General features: G+C 65.8%; 15 protein-coding genes. 7 read left to right on the top strand and 8 right to left on the bottom strand.

What is annotated here, in order from left to right:
• Positions 1–24: 24 nt before the first annotated feature.
• Positions 25–2,142 carry a TonB-dependent siderophore receptor gene (locus QE385_RS05665; protein WP_307099890.1) on the bottom strand — a complete coding sequence of 706 codons (2,118 nt, stop codon included), beginning with the start codon at positions 2,140–2,142 and terminating at the stop codon, positions 25–27.
• A 356-nt stretch (positions 2,143–2,498) separates the two neighbouring features.
• Complete coding sequence (locus tag QE385_RS05670; protein WP_307099891.1) at positions 2,499–3,755, bottom strand: NAD(P)/FAD-dependent oxidoreductase; 1,257 nt, start codon at positions 3,753–3,755, stop codon at positions 2,499–2,501.
• A 140-nt stretch (positions 3,756–3,895) separates the two neighbouring features.
• Between QE385_RS05670 and QE385_RS05675 the strand changes: the two genes are divergently transcribed.
• Positions 3,896–4,111, top strand: a complete 216-nt coding sequence (locus QE385_RS05675; RefSeq protein ID WP_307099894.1) for a DUF4170 domain-containing protein — start codon at positions 3,896–3,898, stop codon at positions 4,109–4,111.
• A 157-nt stretch (positions 4,112–4,268) separates the two neighbouring features.
• Here the strand turns inward: QE385_RS05675 and QE385_RS05680 are convergent, their stop codons facing one another.
• The 5 genes from QE385_RS05680 to carA form a co-directional block, all read right to left on the bottom strand.
• Positions 4,269–4,907, bottom strand: a complete 639-nt coding sequence (locus QE385_RS05680) for a rhomboid family intramembrane serine protease (protein ID WP_307099897.1) — start codon at positions 4,905–4,907, stop codon at positions 4,269–4,271.
• A 4-nt stretch (positions 4,908–4,911) separates the two neighbouring features.
• Positions 4,912–5,388 (bottom strand): transcription elongation factor GreA, encoded by a 477-nt coding sequence (greA, locus tag QE385_RS05685; protein WP_183953050.1) that lies wholly within the window; start codon positions 5,386–5,388, stop codon positions 4,912–4,914.
• A gap of 94 nt (positions 5,389–5,482) precedes the next feature.
• A complete protein-coding gene (gene carB, locus QE385_RS05690) occupies positions 5,483–8,815 on the bottom strand; it encodes a carbamoyl-phosphate synthase large subunit (protein WP_307099900.1) in 3,333 nt (1,110 codons plus the stop codon).
• 7 nt (positions 8,816–8,822) lie between these two features.
• Positions 8,823–9,170, bottom strand: a complete 348-nt coding sequence (locus tag QE385_RS05695; RefSeq protein ID WP_307099902.1) for a hypothetical protein — start codon at positions 9,168–9,170, stop codon at positions 8,823–8,825.
• Positions 9,163–10,356, bottom strand: coding sequence for a glutamine-hydrolyzing carbamoyl-phosphate synthase small subunit (gene carA / locus QE385_RS05700; RefSeq protein ID WP_307099904.1), 1,194 nt, complete (start codon positions 10,354–10,356; stop codon positions 9,163–9,165). Before carA ends, QE385_RS05695 begins: the two co-directional genes overlap by 8 nt.
• Positions 10,357–10,496: 140 nt before the next feature.
• Between carA and QE385_RS05705 the strand changes: the two genes are divergently transcribed.
• From QE385_RS05705 to QE385_RS05730, 6 genes are all read left to right on the top strand, one after another.
• Entirely contained in the window at positions 10,497–10,949 is a 453-nt protein-coding gene (locus QE385_RS05705; RefSeq protein WP_261270902.1) for a GatB/YqeY domain-containing protein, read from the top strand.
• Between the two features lie 42 nt (positions 10,950–10,991).
• Entirely contained in the window at positions 10,992–11,495 is a 504-nt protein-coding gene (locus QE385_RS05710; protein WP_307104591.1) for an endonuclease domain-containing protein, read from the top strand.
• A 164-nt stretch (positions 11,496–11,659) separates the two neighbouring features.
• On the top strand, positions 11,660–13,507 hold the full coding sequence (dnaG, locus tag QE385_RS05715; RefSeq protein WP_307099908.1) for a DNA primase: 1,848 nt from the start codon (positions 11,660–11,662) through the stop codon (positions 13,505–13,507).
• 142 nt (positions 13,508–13,649) lie between these two features.
• Positions 13,650–15,674 (top strand): RNA polymerase sigma factor RpoD, encoded by a 2,025-nt coding sequence (gene rpoD / locus QE385_RS05720; protein WP_307099910.1) that lies wholly within the window; start codon positions 13,650–13,652, stop codon positions 15,672–15,674.
• Between the two features lie 140 nt (positions 15,675–15,814).
• Positions 15,815–16,273 carry a GNAT family N-acetyltransferase gene (locus QE385_RS05725; RefSeq protein WP_307099912.1) on the top strand — a complete coding sequence of 153 codons (459 nt, stop codon included), beginning with the start codon at positions 15,815–15,817 and terminating at the stop codon, positions 16,271–16,273.
• A gap of 73 nt (positions 16,274–16,346) precedes the next feature.
• On the top strand, positions 16,347–16,988 hold the full coding sequence (locus tag QE385_RS05730) for a peptidylprolyl isomerase (RefSeq protein ID WP_307099916.1): 642 nt from the start codon (positions 16,347–16,349) through the stop codon (positions 16,986–16,988).
• A 226-nt stretch (positions 16,989–17,214) separates the two neighbouring features.
• Here QE385_RS05730 and rplS read toward each other — a convergent pair whose 3' ends face one another.
• On the bottom strand, positions 17,215–17,607 hold the full coding sequence (rplS, locus tag QE385_RS05735) for a 50S ribosomal protein L19 (RefSeq protein WP_058733020.1): 393 nt from the start codon (positions 17,605–17,607) through the stop codon (positions 17,215–17,217).
• Between the last annotated feature and the right edge of the window lie 9 nt (positions 17,608–17,616).

Raw genomic sequence — 17,616 nt, forward strand, 5'->3', positions numbered from 1 at the left:
CGGGGTGGGCGCAAGCTGCTTGTCTTAAAAGGCGACCCTGGCCGACACGCGAACCGTGCGCGGTGCCCCCGGATAGACCCAGACGGGGCTGTAGGAGCTCATCGCATAATGGACGTCGAACAGATTGTCCGCCTCCGCCCGGACGGTCAGCGCGGGCGTGACGCCGATCTCTCCGGCGATCTTGGCCTTGGTATAGGCGGGCAGGCGCAGGCCGCTATTGTCCACTGCCCCCGCGCGATCGCCGACATAGGCCGCCCCCGCCGACACCGACCAGTCGGTGCCCCAGCCGGTCGGATAGCGGCCGACGACGAACAGCGTTCCCGAATGCTTGGCGACGTTCAGCACGTCGGGCGTAGCGAAGGTACGGTCGTCGGCGCGGGCGTCGACATAGGCATAGTTCGCCACCACCTGCCACCGTTTCGCCAGGTCGAGCGAGGCGTCCAGCTCGACACCCCGGCTCTTGAGCGAACCGACCGGCGCCAGGAAGTTGGGATCGACCGGATCGTTGGTCAGGATGTTGCGCTTCTCGATATCGAAGAAGGTCGCCGCGACGTTCACGCCGGGCCAGCGACCGGCAATGCCCAGTTCATACCCCTTGGCCTCTTCGGGGCCGAAGGACGGCCCCTGCGGATTGTCGGCGGTCGGTCGGCCGGTTCCCGAATTGAGCAGGAAGGACTCGCCCCAATTGCCATGGACCGCGATCGCGTCGGTGACGCGGTAGCGCGCGCCAAACCGGAACTTGACCGGATCGCCCGTCGCCTCGGTCTCCAGCCCGGTCAGGTTGCGGCGCAGCTTCTGGCGATAGGTGTCGAAGCGGATGCCCCCGGTCAGGGTCAGCCGGTCGGTGACGTCCCACATGTCCTGCGCATACAGCGTCCCGACCGCCCGCTTCTCGCGCTGGTCGGTAAAATTGGCGACCGCCGGGCTCGGCTGGCCATAGACGGGATTGAAGACGTCGATGGCATAGGGGCGCGCGGCGGACGGGCGGAAACGGCGCAGCAGTTCGAGATAGTCGAGCGTATAGCCCTTGATCCCGATGCTGGGATGATGGACGCCCCAGGCGTCGAACCGGCCCGCCAGCTCGATCCGGGCGGAGAAGTCGGTCGCCTCATAGCCCCGCTCGCGCCGTTGCCGCCACAGCGTGCGGTTGTCCGAACGCAGGCTGGACTGGTCGCTCGAAAAGCCGCGCAGGGTCGTGTAGCGCCAGTTCACCCCGCCATTGATCGACCATTCGCCGCCCAGCCCATGCTCGCCGGTCAGTTGCAGCCGGGTATTGTCGGCATGATGCAGCCCGTCGGCGGGTTCGCCGAAATAGCGGTTGGACGGAATGGCCAGCGCGTCGCCCCGGATGGCGGGCACGCCGCGATCGAAGGCCGAGGCGAACCGCGTATATTCGGCCAGCGCGGTCAGGCGGGTTCCGGCGCGCGGCTGCCAGGTCAGCGAGGGCGAGACGACGCGGCGCGACGGGTTGGTATAGTCGCGATAGCCGTCCGAATCCTCGCCCGCGACGACGATGCGCCCGGCCAGCGTGTCGGAGAACGGCCCCGTCACATCCAGCTCGGCGCGGCGCGTGTTGAACGATCCCACCATCACCGTGGCGTTGACCGCCGGGGTGAAGCGCGGCGTCTTCGACACGATATTCACCCGGCCCGCCGGATCGATATCGCCGAACACCGCGCCCGCCGGGCCCTTCAGCACCTCGATCCGCTCCGTGGTGGCGGGGTCACGCGGCGGGGCGAGGCCGCGATTGGCGAGGAAGCCGTCGATATAATATTCCGCGCCGCCGTCCGGCGTCCCCAGAAAGCCGCGAATGGCGAAATTGTCGATGAAGCCGCCGCGATTATTCTGCTGGCTGATGCCGCTGAACAGCTCCAGCGCGTCGGACAGGCGATAGGTGCCGTTGGCGACCAGCAGGTCGCGCTCCAGCGAGCGGCTCGACTGCGACATGCGGCGGGTCAACAGGTCGGAGCCGAGCGCGGAATCGCGCTGCGACCGGGTGCCCAGCACGACGATGTCGCCATGATCGTCCGACGCCGCCGCCTCCTTGCGGGTCTGCGCCATGGCAGGGCCGGTCGCCAGGATCAGCGCGACGAACGACAAGGATGCGCGGCCGAACCGCGTCGGCAAACGATGGATGAACATGACATTACTCCCGTGGAGGGGGCGCATATCCAAAGGTCTGTTGCGTTACAACATATCAATGTGACGTTTTTTTCACGCAACCGCCCGCGCCGCTAGGGCGGATCGACATTCAATGTCGTGTCTTCTTCCCTCTCCCCTGGACAGGGGAGAGGGTTAGCGAAGCTTGCCAGCGTGCTGGCTAGCGCAGCTTGGGTGAGGGGTTGAGCGAGCCCAGAGGCTCGCGCGCTCGCTTCGCGAGCGCCCACCCCTCACCCAGCTCCGACTAAGCCTTTGCTTTCGCAAAGACCAAGTCTGCGCAACCCTCTCCCCTCTGCGAGGGGCGAGGGAGGGAAAGGCATCGCTGAATGTCGATGGGCCTAGGGCCGGGGCCAGAGGGCCTTGAGCGGCTGGGTCGAGTCGGCCAGCATTTCGGCGGGCAGCACCGCGCCGTCCACGACCAGCGGTTTGCCCTGGACGAAGTCACGCATCGCGTTGACGCAGTCGAGCGCGACGACCCGCCCTTCGCGCAGATACAGGATCGAGAAGCTGCGCGTCGCCGGATCGCCGCGCAGCACGGCCTGGTCATGCCCGGTAGACAGCCCGACCGTTTGCAGCTTCAGGTCATATTGGTTGGACCAGAACCACGGCACCGCATGATAGGCGACCTCGCGCCCGACCAGCGTCCGCGCCACGACGGTCGCCTGGTCGTTGGCGTTCTGCACCGACTCCAGCCGGATCACCGCCCCGCCCGCAAAGCCATTGGCATGCGCCGCGCAGTCGCCGACCGCGAAGACATGCGGCAGGCTGGTCCGCCCCTGCGCATCGACGGTGACGCCATTGTCGCCGGCCGCCCCCGCCGCGACCAGCGGCGCGACCGAGGGAACGATGCCGATCCCGACGATCGCCATTTGCGCGGGCAGCACCGTCCCGTCGCCCAGCCTTACGCCGCAGACCGCCGTCTCGCCCTCGATACAGGCGACGCTCTCGTTCAGCCGGACGGTGACGCCATGCGCGCGGTGCTCACCCTCGTAGAAGCGCGACAGCGTCTCGCCCGCGACCCTTGCGAGCACCCGATCCTGCGCCTCGACGATCGTCACCTGCTTGCCGAACTTGGTCAGCACCGCGGCCGCCTCCAGCCCGATATAGCCGCCGCCGATCACCACCACCTCGCGCACCGCCGGAAGCTCGGCGATCAGGCGATCGACATCGGCGCGGCTGCGTACGCCATGCACCCCCGCCAGATCATGCCCCGCACAGGTCAGCCGCCGCGCATGGCCGCCCGCCGCCCAGATCAGCGAACCATATTCGACCATCGCCCCCGCCTCGGTCGTCAGCAGCCGCGCCTCGGCACCGACCGCGATCACCCGCTCGCCCAGCCGCAGCGTCACCGCGCGTTCGTCCCAGAAGCGTTCGGGGCGGATCAGGATACGCTCGAACGGCTTGTCCCCGGCCAGATACTCCTTGGACAAGGGCGGGCGTTCATAGGGGGGATGGGCTTCCTCGCCGATCATCGCGATCGTGCCGCCAAAGCCCTCCTGGCGCAGCGCGATCGCCGCCTGGGCTCCGGCATGGCCGGTGCCGACGATCACGACATCATAGGCAACGGGCGAAGCGAGCGCGGCGGTCTGGTTCATTCCCAACTCCTAGAATGACAGGGGCACCCCTGTCACCTTCCCCCCGCCAACGGACATGACAAAGCGTTGCGACGCGAAACAGCATCTTCAATCCGGCCGCGCTTGCCGCTAGGGACAGGCAAACCCCATCAGGAGACACCATGAGCAAGCTGCACCTCGTGTTCGGCGGCCGCGTCAGCGATCCGCAGACCCTCGATTTCGTCGATCCCTCCGCGCTGGAAGTGGTGGGCGTGTTCCCCGACTATGCCAGCGCCGAAAAGGCCTGGCGCGCCGCCGCGCAGCGCACGGTGGACGATGCGGAGATGAAGTTCGTCGTGGTGCACCTGCACCGTCTGCTCGAGCCGACGCTGGGTTGATCCGGGTTGCCGGGCGAGGTCGGAGGCATGGCCTTCGACTTCGCCCAGGCCGATCGGGGGCTCGGCCGCAGCCCCCCGCTCCGTTCGCCATGAGCGATGCTGATGCGCGCGCTGGGCGCGTGGCGCATCTACTATGACCAGGCTGATTTAGCCCGGCTCAGGCGTTACGGTAACGCCACAGCAGCAGCGGCTTCGCAAAGACCAGCCCGGCGATGAACCCGCCGATATGCGCGCCCACCGCAATCGCGCCCATCCCCATGCCCGCAAAGCCCAGCAGCAACTGGATGCCGATCCACCCCGCCGCCAGCCACAGGACATGGGTGAACTCGGCCGACAGCCCGGCAATCCCACGGGTCGCCCGCCGCTGCCCGAAGAGCAGCGCATAGGCGCCGACGATCGCCGAGATCGCACCGCTTGCCCCGATCATCGGCGAGGCGGAACCCGGATCGGGAAAATATTGCGCCAGCGCCGCCGCATAGGCGCCGACGACATAGAGGACGGCTATCCCCCGCGCGCCCAGCGCCCGCTCCGCCTGCGCGCCGCAATAGACCAGCATGACGAGGTTGAACGCGATATGCGCGAAACCGCCATGGATCAGCGTGGCGGTCAGCGGGGTCAGCAGCGTCGGCACCGCAAAGCCCAGATCGGGGGGCAGCGCCGCCCCCTCGAACCGCAACGGGATGAAACCCGCCCCGATCGCCGCCTCGGGCACCAGCCCCGTGACGATCAGCAACAGCGACACGACCGCCGTCACGACCGCGATGGCCGTCGTCGCGCGTGCCGCTGCCCAATTCATCGGATCAGATGAATTCGATCTTGCTGACGAGATAATAGCGGTCGCCCGACGGCACCGTCACCTCGACCTCTTCGTCCAGCTTGCGCCCGATCAGCGCGCGGCCGAGCGGCGAGTTGTAGCTGATCCGGCCGGTCTTGGCGTCGGCCTCGGTCTGGCCGACGATCTGGTACTTGACCGGCTTGTCGTCCTCGTCGAGCAGCGTGACGGTCGCGCCGAACACGATCTTGTCGCCCGACAGGTCCTTCGGGTCGATGATCTGCGCGCGGCTCAGCTTGTCCTCGATGTCGGCGATCGTCGCCTCCACCTGGCCCTGCCGTTCCTTGGCCGCATGATATTCGGCGTTTTCGGACAGGTCGCCGTGTGCACGCGCTTCCTCGATCGCGTCGACGATCAGCGGCCGTTCCTCTTTCAGACGCCGCAGGTCCTGGGTGAGCTTGTCATAGCCCTCCTGGAGCATCGGCATCTTTTCGACGGTCGCCATAATCCTAGTCCCCACTTCCATACGCATTCCCGGTACGGACCGCCCTCCCAACCGGGAAAGCGGTCCGCCAGCACATCATGTTCTCATGTCGGGATCAGTTGTGCGAACGCGAATAGTAGGATTGCAGGGGACGTACTTCAAGACCACGGGTGCCTGCGGCCGCAATCGCCTTGGCCGCCTCGATGCTGGCGGGGGCCGTGGTGAAGTACGGAATCTTCTGCCCCAGCGCGGCTTCGCGGATCGGCTTGGAGTCCTTCAGGCTCTGCCATCCTTCGGTCGTGTTGAAGATCAGGGTGATGCCGCCGTCCTTGATCCGGTCGACGATATGCGGCCGTCCCTGCGCCACCTTGTTGATCTTCTCGACCGAGACCCCTGCGCGGTCGAGATAATCGGCGGTGCCACCGGTCGCGACGATCGCGAAGCCCGCCTCCGCCAGCATCCGGGCGGCGGGAACGATCTGTTCCTTGTCGCCGTCCTTCAGGCTGATGAAGACCGCGCCGCTGGTCGGCAGGACGGTGCCCGCCCCCAGCTGCGACTTGGCGAAGGCAGTGGTGAAGTCGGGGTCGATGCCCATGACCTCGCCGGTCGACTTCATCTCCGGCGACAGCACCGGATCGACACCGGGGAAGCGCGCGAAGGGGAAGACCGCTTCCTTGACCGCATAATAATCGATGTGGCGATCGATCTGCGGCAGGTCGGCCAGCTTTTCGCCCGCCATGACGCGCGCGGCGATCTTGGCGATGGGGGTGCCGATCGCCTTGGCGACGAAGGGCACGGTGCGGCTGGCGCGCGGGTTCACCTCGATCAGATAGACCTGACCGTCCTTGACCGCGAACTGGATGTTCATCAGGCCGCGCACGTTCAGGCCGCGCGCCAGCGCCTCGGCCTGACGCTCGATCTCGGCGATGATCTCCGCCGACAGGCTGTAGGGCGGCAACGAGCAGGCCGAGTCACCCGAATGGACGCCCGCTTCCTCGATATGCTGGAGCACGCCCGCCACGACGACCTGGTCGCCGTCGCAGATTGCGTCCACGTCCACCTCGATCGCGTCACGCAGATACTGGTCGATCAGGACCGGCGCGTCGCCCGACACCTGCACCGCCGTCTGGATATAATCCTCCAGCTGCTGCGGGCCGTCGACAATCTCCATGGCGCGGCCGCCCAGCACGAAGCTGGGGCGCATCAGCACCGGATAGCCGACGCGCTCGGCAACGATCAGCGCTTCCTCACGGCTGCGCGCGATGCCGTTCTTGGGCTGGAGTAGCTTCAGCTTGTCGACCAGCGCGGCGAACTGCTCACGGTCCTCGGCCAGGTCGATCGCGTCGGGGCTGGTACCCAGGATCGGGATACCGGCCGATTCCAGCGCGCGGGCGAGGTTCAGCGGGGTCTGGCCGCCGAACTGCACGATCACGCCGACCAGTTCGCCCTTCGACTTCTCGACGTCGAGAATGGCGAGCACGTCCTCGGCGGTCAGCGGCTCGAAATAGAGCCGGTCCGAGGTGTCATAGTCGGTGCTGACCGTTTCCGGGTTGCAGTTGACCATGATCGTCTCATAGCCCGCATCCGCCAGCGCGAAGCAGGCGTGGCAGCAGCAATAGTCGAACTCGATGCCCTGCCCGATCCGGTTCGGACCGCCGCCCAGAATGACGATCTTCTTGCGATCGCTGGGCACCGCCTCGTCCTCGGGCTCGCCGAAGGTCGGGGCTTCATAGGTCGAGTACATATACGGCGTCTTGGCGTCGAACTCGGCCGCGCAGGTGTCGATCCGCTTGAAGACGGGCCGCACGCCCAGCTTCTGGCGATGCTCGCGCACCTCCTGCTCGGTCACGCCGCCGGTCATCATCTTGACGACCTCGTGGATCAGGCCCGAACCGCGCGCAATGCCGCGATCCATGCCGCGCAGATTCGCCGACTGAAGCGCCAGATAGGCGAGCCGCTTGTCGGAGAAGCCCATCGCCTTCAGGCGGCGCATACCGGCCGCGTCCTGCGGCAGGCCGTTCTGCATGACTTCGGCTTCGGCCGCGACGATCTCGGCAATCCGCTCCAGGAACCAGGGATCGTATTTGGCGATCGCATGGACCTCGGCGACGGTGAAGCCTTCGCGCAGCGCCTGCGCGGCGACCAGCAGCCGGTCCGGGGTCGCCTTGGCCAGCGCCGCCTCGATCTCGGCACGCGGCGCGCCGACGAGGTGTTCGACGTCGTTGAAGCCGCTCAGGCCCGTCTCGAGCCCACGCAGCGCCTTCTGCATCGATTCATGGATGTTGCGGCCGATCGCCATCACTTCGCCGACCGACTTCATCGCGGTCGAGAGGACGGGCTCCGAGCCCTTGAACTTCTCGAAGGCGAAGCGCGGGATCTTGGTGACGACATAGTCGATCGTCGGCTCGAACGAGGCCGGGGTCGCGCCGGTGATGTCGTTCTCGATCTCATCCAGCGTGTAGCCGACCGCGAGCTTGGCCGCGACCTTGGCGATCGGGAAGCCGGTCGCCTTCGACGCCAGCGCCGAGGAGCGCGACACGCGCGGGTTCATCTCGATGACGATCAGGCGGCCGTCCTTCGGATTGACCGCGAACTGCACGTTCGAGCCGCCCGTCTCCACGCCGATCTCACGCAGCACCGCCAGGCTGGCGTTGCGCATGATCTGATATTCCTTGTCGGTCAGGGTCAGCGCGGGCGCGACGGTGATCGAGTCGCCGGTATGGACGCCCATCGGATCGATATTCTCGATCGAGCAGATGATGATGGAATTGTCGTTGCGATCGCGCACGACCTCCATCTCATATTCCTTCCAACCGAGGAGCGATTCCTCGATCAGCACCTCGGTCGTCGGCGAGGCGTCGAGCCCGGCGCGGACGATCGCGATGAACTCCTCGCGATTATAGGCAACGCCGCCGCCGGTGCCGCCCAGCGTGAAGCTGGGGCGGATGATGGCGGGCAGGCCGACCTTCTCCAGGCCCTCCAGCGCTTCCTTCTCGGAATGCGCGATCGCCGAGCGGGCCGATTCCAGCCCGATCTTCTCCATCGCGACCTTGAACTTCTGACGGTCCTCGGCCTTGTCGATCGCCTCGGCATCGGCGCCGATCATCTGGACGCCGAACTTCTCCAGCGTGCCGTCATGGAACAGCGCCAGCGCGGTGTTCAGCGCGGTCTGGCCGCCCATGGTCGGCAGGACCGCGTCGGGGCGCTCCTTCTCGATGATCTTGGCGACGACCGCGGGCGTGATCGGCTCGACATAGGTCGCGTCGGCCAGCTCAGGGTCCGTCATGATCGTCGCCGGGTTCGAATTGACCAGGACGATGCGATAGCCCTCTTCCTTCAGGGCCTTGATCGCCTGCGTGCCCGAATAGTCGAACTCGCAGGCCTGACCGATGACGATCGGCCCAGCGCCGATGACGAGGATGGAGGAGATGTCGGTGCGTTTTGGCATTATCGACTCACTTAAACAAGGCAACGACAGCGGTGACAAATGCGCCAAAGGCGATCCAGTCGCTCCTCGACACCGATTTCATCCGCCCAACAACGGTACGCTTTGCGGCTAAATCCTCAGAGAATTCTATACATCTACCGTTTGGGACGATGCCAGCATGTTCTGCACTTAAGAGGAGATCGCCTAGTTTGAGATCGGCCATGTCCTGAGCAATCCGGTGCGCCCAACCCGACTTATGATCTATCGCGTATCTATCCAGTATTCTCTGAATATCGAAATTACCAATATTTGATACACTTGCCTCGCGCCCGATCACCTCGATGACGCGATTTCGAGACTTTAAATAGTTAGCCAATGTCCGCCTCCAGCGACCCCACGAACCGCTCGAACAGATAGAAGCTGTCCTGCGGGCCCGGCGAGGCTTCGGGGTGGTACTGGACCGAGAAGGCCGGGCGGTCGGTCAGTTCCAGGCCCGCATTCGACCCGTCGAACAGCGACACATGCGTCTCACGCGCATTGGCGGGAAGCGTCTCGCGCTCGACCGCGAAGCCGTGGTTCATGCTGGTGATCTCGACCAGACCGTCGGACAGGCGCTTGACCGGGTGGTTCGCGCCGCGGTGCCCCTGGTGCATCTTGGTGGTCTTGGCGCCGACCGCCAGACCCAGAAGCTGATGGCCCAGGCAGATGCCGAACAGCGGCTTGCCGGTGTCGAGCAGCTGGCGGATCACCGGCACGGTATATTCGCCCGTCGCCGCCGGATCGCCGGGGCCGTTGGACAGGAAGATGCCGTCCGGGTTCAGCGCCATCACATCCTCATAGGACGCGGTGGCGGGGACCACCGACACCTTCGCACCGGCCTGAACCAGATTGCGGAAGATGTTGTGCTTGCTGCCATAATCGATCGCGACGACGTGCGGGCGATCCTCGCCCTCGGAACCGGCATAGCCGAAGCCCAGCCGCCACAACCCGCCTTCACGCGTCTCGCCCCAGCCATAATGCAGCTCGGTCGACACGTCCTTGGCGAGGTCCATGCCCTCCAGCCCCGGCCAGGCGCGGGCCTTTTCGAGCAGAGCGGCGATGTCGAACTCGCCCGAAGCCGAATGCGCGATCACGCCGTTGGGCGCGCCGCCTGCACGGATGCGGCGGGTCAGCGCGCGGGTGTCGATACCCGCCAGGCCGATGCGGTTGTGCCGCGCCATCCATCCGGCGAGGTTCTCCATCGCGCGGAAGTTGGACGGGGCGGTCGGATCCTCGCGGACGATCATGCCCAGCGCGTGCGGCGCGTCCGCCTCGATATCGTCGGGGTTCGCCCCGACATTGCCGATATGCGGGAAGGTGAAGGTGATGATCTGCCCGGCGAAGGACGGATCGGTCATGATCTCCTGATAGCCGGTCATCGCGGTGTGGAAGCACACCTCTCCGACGGCATCACCCTCGACGCCGAAACCGCGCCCCCATAACACGTCTCCGTTCGCCAGAACGAGAACGCCCGTGGCGCCTTCAGGCTTTTCGGGCATGGCGAATGGCTTGGCGTCGGCCATGATCGGCGGGCACTCCTGCTAAAATGTCTGCAATGTCGCTAAGTGGCGTCCGCTAGGGCCATACGGGCGTCGCGTCAACCGGTTCACGTGATCGGTTCGGGGCGCTATCGTCTCCGCCTTTCAGACAAGACGGACAAAACATGATTCGCGACGACATCAAGGCCGCGCAGGTGGCCGCCATGAAGGCTGGCGACAAGGAAAGCCGCGCAGCGATCAGCCTGATCCAGGCCGCCATCAAGAACCGCGACATCGAACTCCGCACCGGCGAAGCGCCCGCCGATGACGACATGGTCGTGATCGAAGTGCTGCAGAAGATGGTCAAGCAGCGCCGCGAATCGATCGCCATGTACGAACAGGGCGGTCGCCAGGAACTGGCCGACCAGGAAAAGGCCGAGGTCGCGGTGATCGAGCGCTTCCTGCCGCAGACGCTGACCGAGGACGAGACCAAGGCCGCGATCGAGGCGATCAAGGCGGAGATCGGGGCGAGCGGCATGAAGGACATGGGCCGGGTGATGGCCGAGCTGAAGGCGCGCCATGCGGCGGTGCTGGATATGAGCAAGGCCAGCGGGCTGGTGAAGGCGGCGCTGGCGTGATGTGATGGGGGAGTGGGCCAGTGGATCGTTCTGATCGTGAGCGTGGTCCCCTCCCCCCAACCCCTCCCGCCTGCGGGAGGGGAGCCTGTTGCGCTTGGTGGAGAGGGATACCCTCCGCCAAAAGCGCATCCCCTCCCGCAGGCGGGAGGGGACCGAGGGGAGGGCCCCCGGCCCTTCCGCGAAGGCCGCCCTACAAAAAAAGCGCGCGAACTCCGCCTTAAGCTGACCGACGCGGAACGGCGGTTGTGGCGGGCCCTGTCGAGACGCCAGGTGGCTGGCGTCCGCTTCAACCGACAGGTCCCGGTCGGCCCGTACATCGCCGACTTCGCCGCCCGATCGGAAAAGCTGATCGTTGAAGTCGATGGTGGCCAGCACGACGCTCAAGCCGCTTACGACGAAGCCCGGACCCGCTATCTCGACGCCCAAGGCTGGCGGGTAGTCCGCTTCTGGAACAACGACGTTCTTGGTAATCTGGAGGGCGTTGTTGCAATTATTGAGCGCACGCTTGCGGAAAGGCCCTCCCCCAGCCCCTCCCGCCTGCGGTAGGGGTGCCTGTAACGCTCGGCGGAGAGAACTGTCCTCCGCCAAATGTGCTTCCCCTCCCGCCTGCGGGAGGGGATCGAGGGGAGGGCAAACCCGAACCATCCACCCCACCCAGACCCTTGCCAAAAACCCCCTCTTTCGCTACCCATTATAATCGCGCGGACGCCATGAGCCTGACCCCGCAATTCCTTGACGAGCTACGCGCTCGGACCAGTCTGTCGGCGTTGATCGGCAAGACGGTGAAGCTGCAAAAGGCTGGCCGGGAATATAAGGGCTGCTGCCCTTTCCATAACGAAAAGACGCCCAGCTTCTACGTCAACGACGACAAGGGCTTTTATCATTGTTTCGGCTGTTCGGCGCATGGCGATGCCATTCGCTGGATGACCGACCAGCGCGGCCTGCCCTTTATCGATGCGGTCAAGGAGCTGGCGCAGGCCGCCGGACTCGAAGTCCCCGCGCAGGACCGCCGCGCCGCGCAGAAGGCGGAGCGGGCCAAGGGGCTGCACGATGCGATGGCGGACGCCGCCGCCTGGTTCTCCGAGCAACTGGGCGGCCTGTCGGGCGGCGATGCCCGCGAATTGCTGACCCGTCGCCGGGTGACGCCCGAGACCGCCCGCGCCTTCGGCCTGGGCTTCGCGCCCGACAGCCGGGGCAAGCTGAAGGCCGCGCTCAAGGAATATGGCGATCCGGCGCTGATCGAGTGCGGGCTGCTCATCAAGGTCGATGGCAAGGACCCCTACGACCGGTTCCGCGGCCGGTTGATGATCCCGATCCGCGACGCGCGGGGCCGGGTGATCGCGTTCGGCGGCCGGATCATCGGCGAGGGCGAGCCCAAATATCTCAACTCACCCGACACCCCCCTCTTCGACAAGGGGCGCACGCTCTACAATCTCGACCGCGCCGCGCCTGCCGTGCGCAAGTCCGGCCGCGTGCTGGTGGTCGAGGGCTATATGGATGTGATCGCGCTCGCCCAGGCGGGGATCGCCGAGGCGGTAGCGCCGCTCGGCACCGCGCTGACCGAGAACCAGTTGGAGCGCCTGTGGCGGATGGTCGACGTGCCGACGCTGTGCTTCGACGGCGATGCCGCCGGGCAGAAGGCCGCGATCCGCGCTGCGCACCGCGCGCTGCCGCTGCTCCAGCCGGGCAAGAGCCTGTCCTTCGTCACCCTGCCCCAAGGCCAGGACCCCGACGATCTGGTCCAGGAAAAGGGCGCGGCGGGCTTCGAGGCGGTGCTCACCCGCGCCACCCCGCTCAGCGACCTGCTCTGGCAGGCTGAGATCGCGCAGGCGCAGACCGACACGCCCGAGGGGCGCGCTGCGCTGAAGCAGCGGCTGGAGGAACTGGCGCAGCAGATCCCGCACAAGGACCTGGCCTACGAATATAAGCGCGCCTTGATGTCGCGCTATTTCGACGTCTTCGGCATCCGGCGGGTCAATGCGGCGGCGGTGCACCAGGCGGTGGCCGAGGCCAATCGCCATGTCGGGCGCGGCGTCGAATACAGCCTGAAGCGCGCGGTACTGCTGGGGCTGATGCGCTATCCGCATGTCCTGTGCCGCTATATGGACGAGATCAGCCGCCTGGACATGGGCGACCGCTATCTCAACGACTGGCGGCATCATCTGCTGGACGCGGCGGTCAACGATCCCCATCTGTCGCGCAAGGACGCCGCCGAGGCGGAGAGCCTGATCGAACAGATCATGGCGACCACCGACGTCCACCCGATCGACGCGCGCGACTATACCCGCGACCTCGCCTTCAGCTTCTTCAGCAAGATGTCCGACCCCGCCATCGCCGTGCGCGATCTGGAAAAGGTCATCGAGGTGATGCTGGAGGAAAGCGAGACGCGCGCGAACCGCGAGCGCGCGGTCGAGGCGTTCCGCGCCGACATGACCGAGGATCGCTTCGCCGAACAGACGCGGTGCCACGCCGCCCATGCGCAATCGCTGGACCAGCTTTATCGCTGGCTGGAGGCGGCCCGCGACCTGGCGGACAAGCAAGCCGGGGAGGCCGCTTGATACGGCTACTCCCGCGCCCCATATCCGGGGCATATTGGGCGACCCACGCCCACACTGGAAAATTACGCATGGCCCCCTCACCCGCTTGCCAAACCGGCGGCGTGCGTGAAAGAGGCCGGGCATTGAGACCCGAGGGCATTTGATGGCGAAGGCGAATATGGCGGCGGATACGACCGATACCACGGAAACGGGCGATGCGCCGCTGATCGACCTGAACGAAGCGTCGATCAAGAAGCTGATCGCGCGCGCCAAGAAGCGCGGCTACATCACCTATGACCAGCTGAACGAAGCGCTGCCGCAGGACCAGATGTCCTCCGACCAGCTCGAGGATATCATGGCCGCCCTCAACGAGATGGGCGTCAATATCGTCGAGAATGAGGAGCAGGGCGAGGACGGCGAGTCCGAGGAGGAGGCCGACGACGCCGAGGCCAGCGATGGCGACGTCGATTCCGGCCCCCAGCCCGAGGCCAAGAAGAAGGAAACCGTCGATCGCACCGACGATCCGGTCCGCATGTACCTGCGCGAAATGGGCGCGGTCGAACTGCTGTCGCGCGAGGGCGAGATCGCCATCGCCAAGCGGATCGAGGCGGGTCGCGACACGATGATCCTGGGGCTGTGCGAAAGCCCGATCACCTTCAACGCGATCATCGACTGGTCGACCGCGCTGAACGAAGGCACGATGCAGCTGCGCGAGATCCTGGATCTCGACGCCATGCTGTCCAAGGACGCCGGCCCGGAAAATCTGGGCGAGGAGGACGAGGACGACAATGGCGAGATCAGCGCCAAGAACGCCGGTCCCCAGTTCAAGGAAGAGGAAGAGCCCGAGGAACCCTCGATCGACGAGGATGACGAGGGCGGCGAACGCCGTGGCCCGCGCGCCGAGGACGAGGAAGAGGACAACACCCTCAGCCTCGCCCAGATGGAGGAGACGCTCAAGCCGCAGGCGCTGGAGAAGTTCGCCAACATCACGAACATCTACAAGAAGTTCTCGAAGGTCCAGCAGCAGCGCCTGGAAGCCATGGCGCTGGGCGGCGAGCTGTCGGCGGCGGACGAGCGCAAGTATCACAAGCTGCGCGAGGAGCTGACCGCCGAGGTCGAGAGCGTCCAGTTCCACAACGCCAAGATCGAATTCCTGGTCGACCAGCTCTATGCCTTCAACCGCCGCCTGACCGCGCTGGGCGGCCAGATGCTGCGCCTGGCCGAGCGGCACAAGGTCAACCGCAAGGACTTCCTCGACCGCTATCTGGGCCATGAGCTGGACGAGAACTGGCTCGACACCGTGCGCGGGCTCGACAAGAAGTGGGGCAATTTCGCGTCCAACGAAGCCGCCACCGTCGACCGCATCCGCAGCGAGATCGCCGAGATTTCGCAGCAGACCGGCATGGCGCTGACCGAATTCCGCCGCATCGTGAACATGGTGCAGAAGGGCGAGCGCGAGGCCCGCATCGCCAAGAAGGAAATGGTCGAGGCGAACCTGCGCCTCGTCATCTCCATCGCCAAGAAATACACCAATCGCGGTCTGCAATTCCTGGATTTGATCCAGGAGGGCAATATCGGTCTGATGAAGGCGGTCGATAAGTTCGAATATCGCCGCGGCTATAAGTTCAGCACCTATGCGACCTGGTGGATTCGTCAGGCGATCACCCGCTCGATCGCCGACCAGGCGCGGACCATCCGCATCCCTGTCCACATGATCGAGACGATCAACAAGCTGGTCCGTACCAGCCGCCAGTTCCTGCACGAGCAGGGCCGCGAGCCGACCCCGGAAGAGATGGCCGAGCGCCTCTCCATGCCGCTGGAGAAGGTGCGCAAGGTGATGAAGATCGCCAAGGAGCCGATCTCCCTTGAAACGCCGATCGGTGACGAAGAGGATTCGCACCTGGGCGACTTCATCGAGGACAAGAACGCGGTCATTCCGGTGGATGCGGCGATCCAGGCCAATCTGAAGGAAACGGTCACCCGCGTCCTGGCCAGCCTGACCCCGCGCGAGGAACGCGTGCTCCGCATGCGCTTCGGCATCGGCATGAACACCGACCACACGCTGGAAGAGGTCGGCCAGCAGTTCAGCGTGACGCGCGAGCGTATCCGCCAGATCGAGGCCAAGGCGCTCCGCAAGCTGAAGCACCCCAGCCGCAGCCGCAAGATGCGCAGCTTCCTCGACCAGTAAGGGTCGGACGCCACGAAACGGAAAAGCCGTCGACCACCCGGTCGGCGGCTTTTTTGTGGGCCATCGCCTGTCGCCCCCATCCGGACCGCGATAGACTGCCCCCCATCAGCCTTCTCGCACGCCAGACCCAAGGGAGTGCCATGGAAATTCGCCTCGACGATCCGACCGCACCGCATGTCGCCGATCTGCTCGCCTATCACCTGCGCGACATGCGCGGCGAGGCGGAGGAATTTTCCTTCGCGCTCGACGCCTCGGCGCTGGCCGATCCCGGTATCTCCTTCTGGACGATCTGGGACGGCCCCGCGCTGGCCGGTTTCGCCGCGCTGAAGCAACTGGACACCCGGCATGGCGAAGTGAAATCCATGCGGGTCGCGCCCGACTTTCTGGGCCGGGGCATCGGCCGTGCGCTGCTCGACCATGTCATCGCGGAGGCGCAGCGCCGCGATTATGATCGGATCAGCCTGGAAACGGGAACCACGCCGCCCTACCAGCCCGCCGTCGCGCTCTATCGCAGCGCGGGCTTCCGATCCTGCGAGGCCTTTGCCGATTACCAGCCCAGTCCGCACAACCAGTTCTTCATGCGCGATCTGACCGCCTGATCGGCGCCGCCACTTGCCGCATCCCACGGGTTTGGGCTCCACAATCGCGGCCGGGGGCGATAATCCCTGGCGGATGAAATGCCTGCTCCCGCTGGTCGCCCTGCTGATCGCCGCCGCGCCCGCCAACCAGAATCTCCCCCGCCCCGGCTATGTCCGGGTGCAGATCAACACCTCCGAAGGGCCGATCGTCGTCGCGCTCGACACGCGCCACGCGCCCGCGACGTCGAAGAATTTCCTGGCCTATGTCGATGACGGGCGGTTCGACGGGACGGTCTTCTACCGCACCGCGCGCGACAAGCGGAACCCGAAGGAGGGCTTTGTCCAGGGCGGCATCCGCACCGATGCGCGGCGCATCCTGCCGCCCTTCCCGCTGGAGACGACGGCGAAGACCGGGATCAAGCATCTCGACGGCACTATCTCGATGGCGCGGGGGCAGTCGCCGGACTCGGCGGGCGGCAATTTCTTCATCACGGTCGGCCCCACGCCGGGCATGGACGCTCGGCCCGGCTATCAGGGCTATGCGGCCTTCGGCCGGGTCGTGGCGGGCATGGACACGGTGAAGAAGATCCTCGCCAAGCCCTCGGGCGGCGGGCTCGACGCCATGAAGGGGCAGATGATCCTGAAACCCGTGCGGATCATGACCGCCAAAAGACTGGACGGCACGCCCCACCCCACGGGCGAGCCCAAGATGTGGCTGTACAATTTCGGGGGGTAACGCTCCTTCCCCCCTCCGTTCAGCCTGAGCGAAGTCGAAGGCCAAGGGATGCCCTCGCCCCATGATGTGGCGAGCGGTGAAGCGTGGCCTTCGACTTCGCTCAGGCTGAACGGAGGGGGGCGGTATTTTGTCGGGCTGAGCGGCGGTTTGGCACAAAGAAAAAGGGCGGCGGCACCGGGGTGCCACCGCCCTTTCCTGTCGAACCGCAAGCGGTCCGCCGCACCGATTACTCGGCGGCAGCGGTGCCCTTGGCCGGACGCGGATCGCGACGCTCGGCGATACGCGCCGACTTGCCGGTGCGGCCGCGCAGGTAATAGAGCTTCGCACGACGCACGGCGCCGCGACGAACCACTTCGATCGAGTCGACGTTCGGCGAGTAGAGCGGGAAGACGCGCTCCACGCCCTCACCGAAGGAGATCTTGCGGACGGTGAACGACGAGCCCATGCCCTTGTTCGCGCGGGCGATGCAGACGCCCTCATAGAACTGGACGCGGGTGCGCTCGCCTTCGACGACCTTCACACCGACCTTCAGCGTGTCGCCGGGGCGGAATTCGGGGATCTTCTTCGTCTCGTTGAACTTGGCGATCTGCTCAGCTTCGATCTGCTGGATCACGTTCATGACTTCATT

It is taken from the genome of Sphingomonas sp. SORGH_AS_0950 (genome assembly GCF_030818415.1).
In the GTDB taxonomy this organism is placed as follows: Bacteria; Pseudomonadota; Alphaproteobacteria; order Sphingomonadales; family Sphingomonadaceae; genus Sphingomonas.

Bases quoted from the DNA above. Each gene is read 5' to 3' on its own strand.
- greA (WP_183953050.1), bottom strand. From the start codon at position 5,388: ATGGCGACCGTCGAAAAGATGCCGATGCTCCAGGAGGGCTATGACAAG.
- QE385_RS05670 (WP_307099891.1), bottom strand. From the start codon at position 3,755: ATGAACCAGACCGCCGCGCTCGCTTCGCCCGTTGCCTATGATGTCGTG.
- QE385_RS05730 (WP_307099916.1), top strand. From the start codon at position 16,347: ATGAAATGCCTGCTCCCGCTGGTCGCCCTGCTGATCGCCGCCGCGCCC.
- rpoD (WP_307099910.1), top strand. From the start codon at position 13,650: ATGGCGAAGGCGAATATGGCGGCGGATACGACCGATACCACGGAAACG.
- dnaG (WP_307099908.1), top strand. From the start codon at position 11,660: ATGAGCCTGACCCCGCAATTCCTTGACGAGCTACGCGCTCGGACCAGT.
- rplS (WP_058733020.1), bottom strand. From the start codon at position 17,607: ATGAACGTGATCCAGCAGATCGAAGCTGAGCAGATCGCCAAGTTCAAC.
- QE385_RS05675 (WP_307099894.1), top strand. From the start codon at position 3,896: ATGAGCAAGCTGCACCTCGTGTTCGGCGGCCGCGTCAGCGATCCGCAG.
- QE385_RS05705 (WP_261270902.1), top strand. From the start codon at position 10,497: ATGATTCGCGACGACATCAAGGCCGCGCAGGTGGCCGCCATGAAGGCT.
- QE385_RS05665 (WP_307099890.1), bottom strand. From the start codon at position 2,142: ATGTTCATCCATCGTTTGCCGACGCGGTTCGGCCGCGCATCCTTGTCG.
- QE385_RS05725 (WP_307099912.1), top strand. From the start codon at position 15,815: ATGGAAATTCGCCTCGACGATCCGACCGCACCGCATGTCGCCGATCTG.
- carA (WP_307099904.1), bottom strand. From the start codon at position 10,356: ATGGCCGACGCCAAGCCATTCGCCATGCCCGAAAAGCCTGAAGGCGCC.
- carB (WP_307099900.1), bottom strand. From the start codon at position 8,815: ATGCCAAAACGCACCGACATCTCCTCCATCCTCGTCATCGGCGCTGGG.
- QE385_RS05680 (WP_307099897.1), bottom strand. From the start codon at position 4,907: ATGAATTGGGCAGCGGCACGCGCGACGACGGCCATCGCGGTCGTGACG.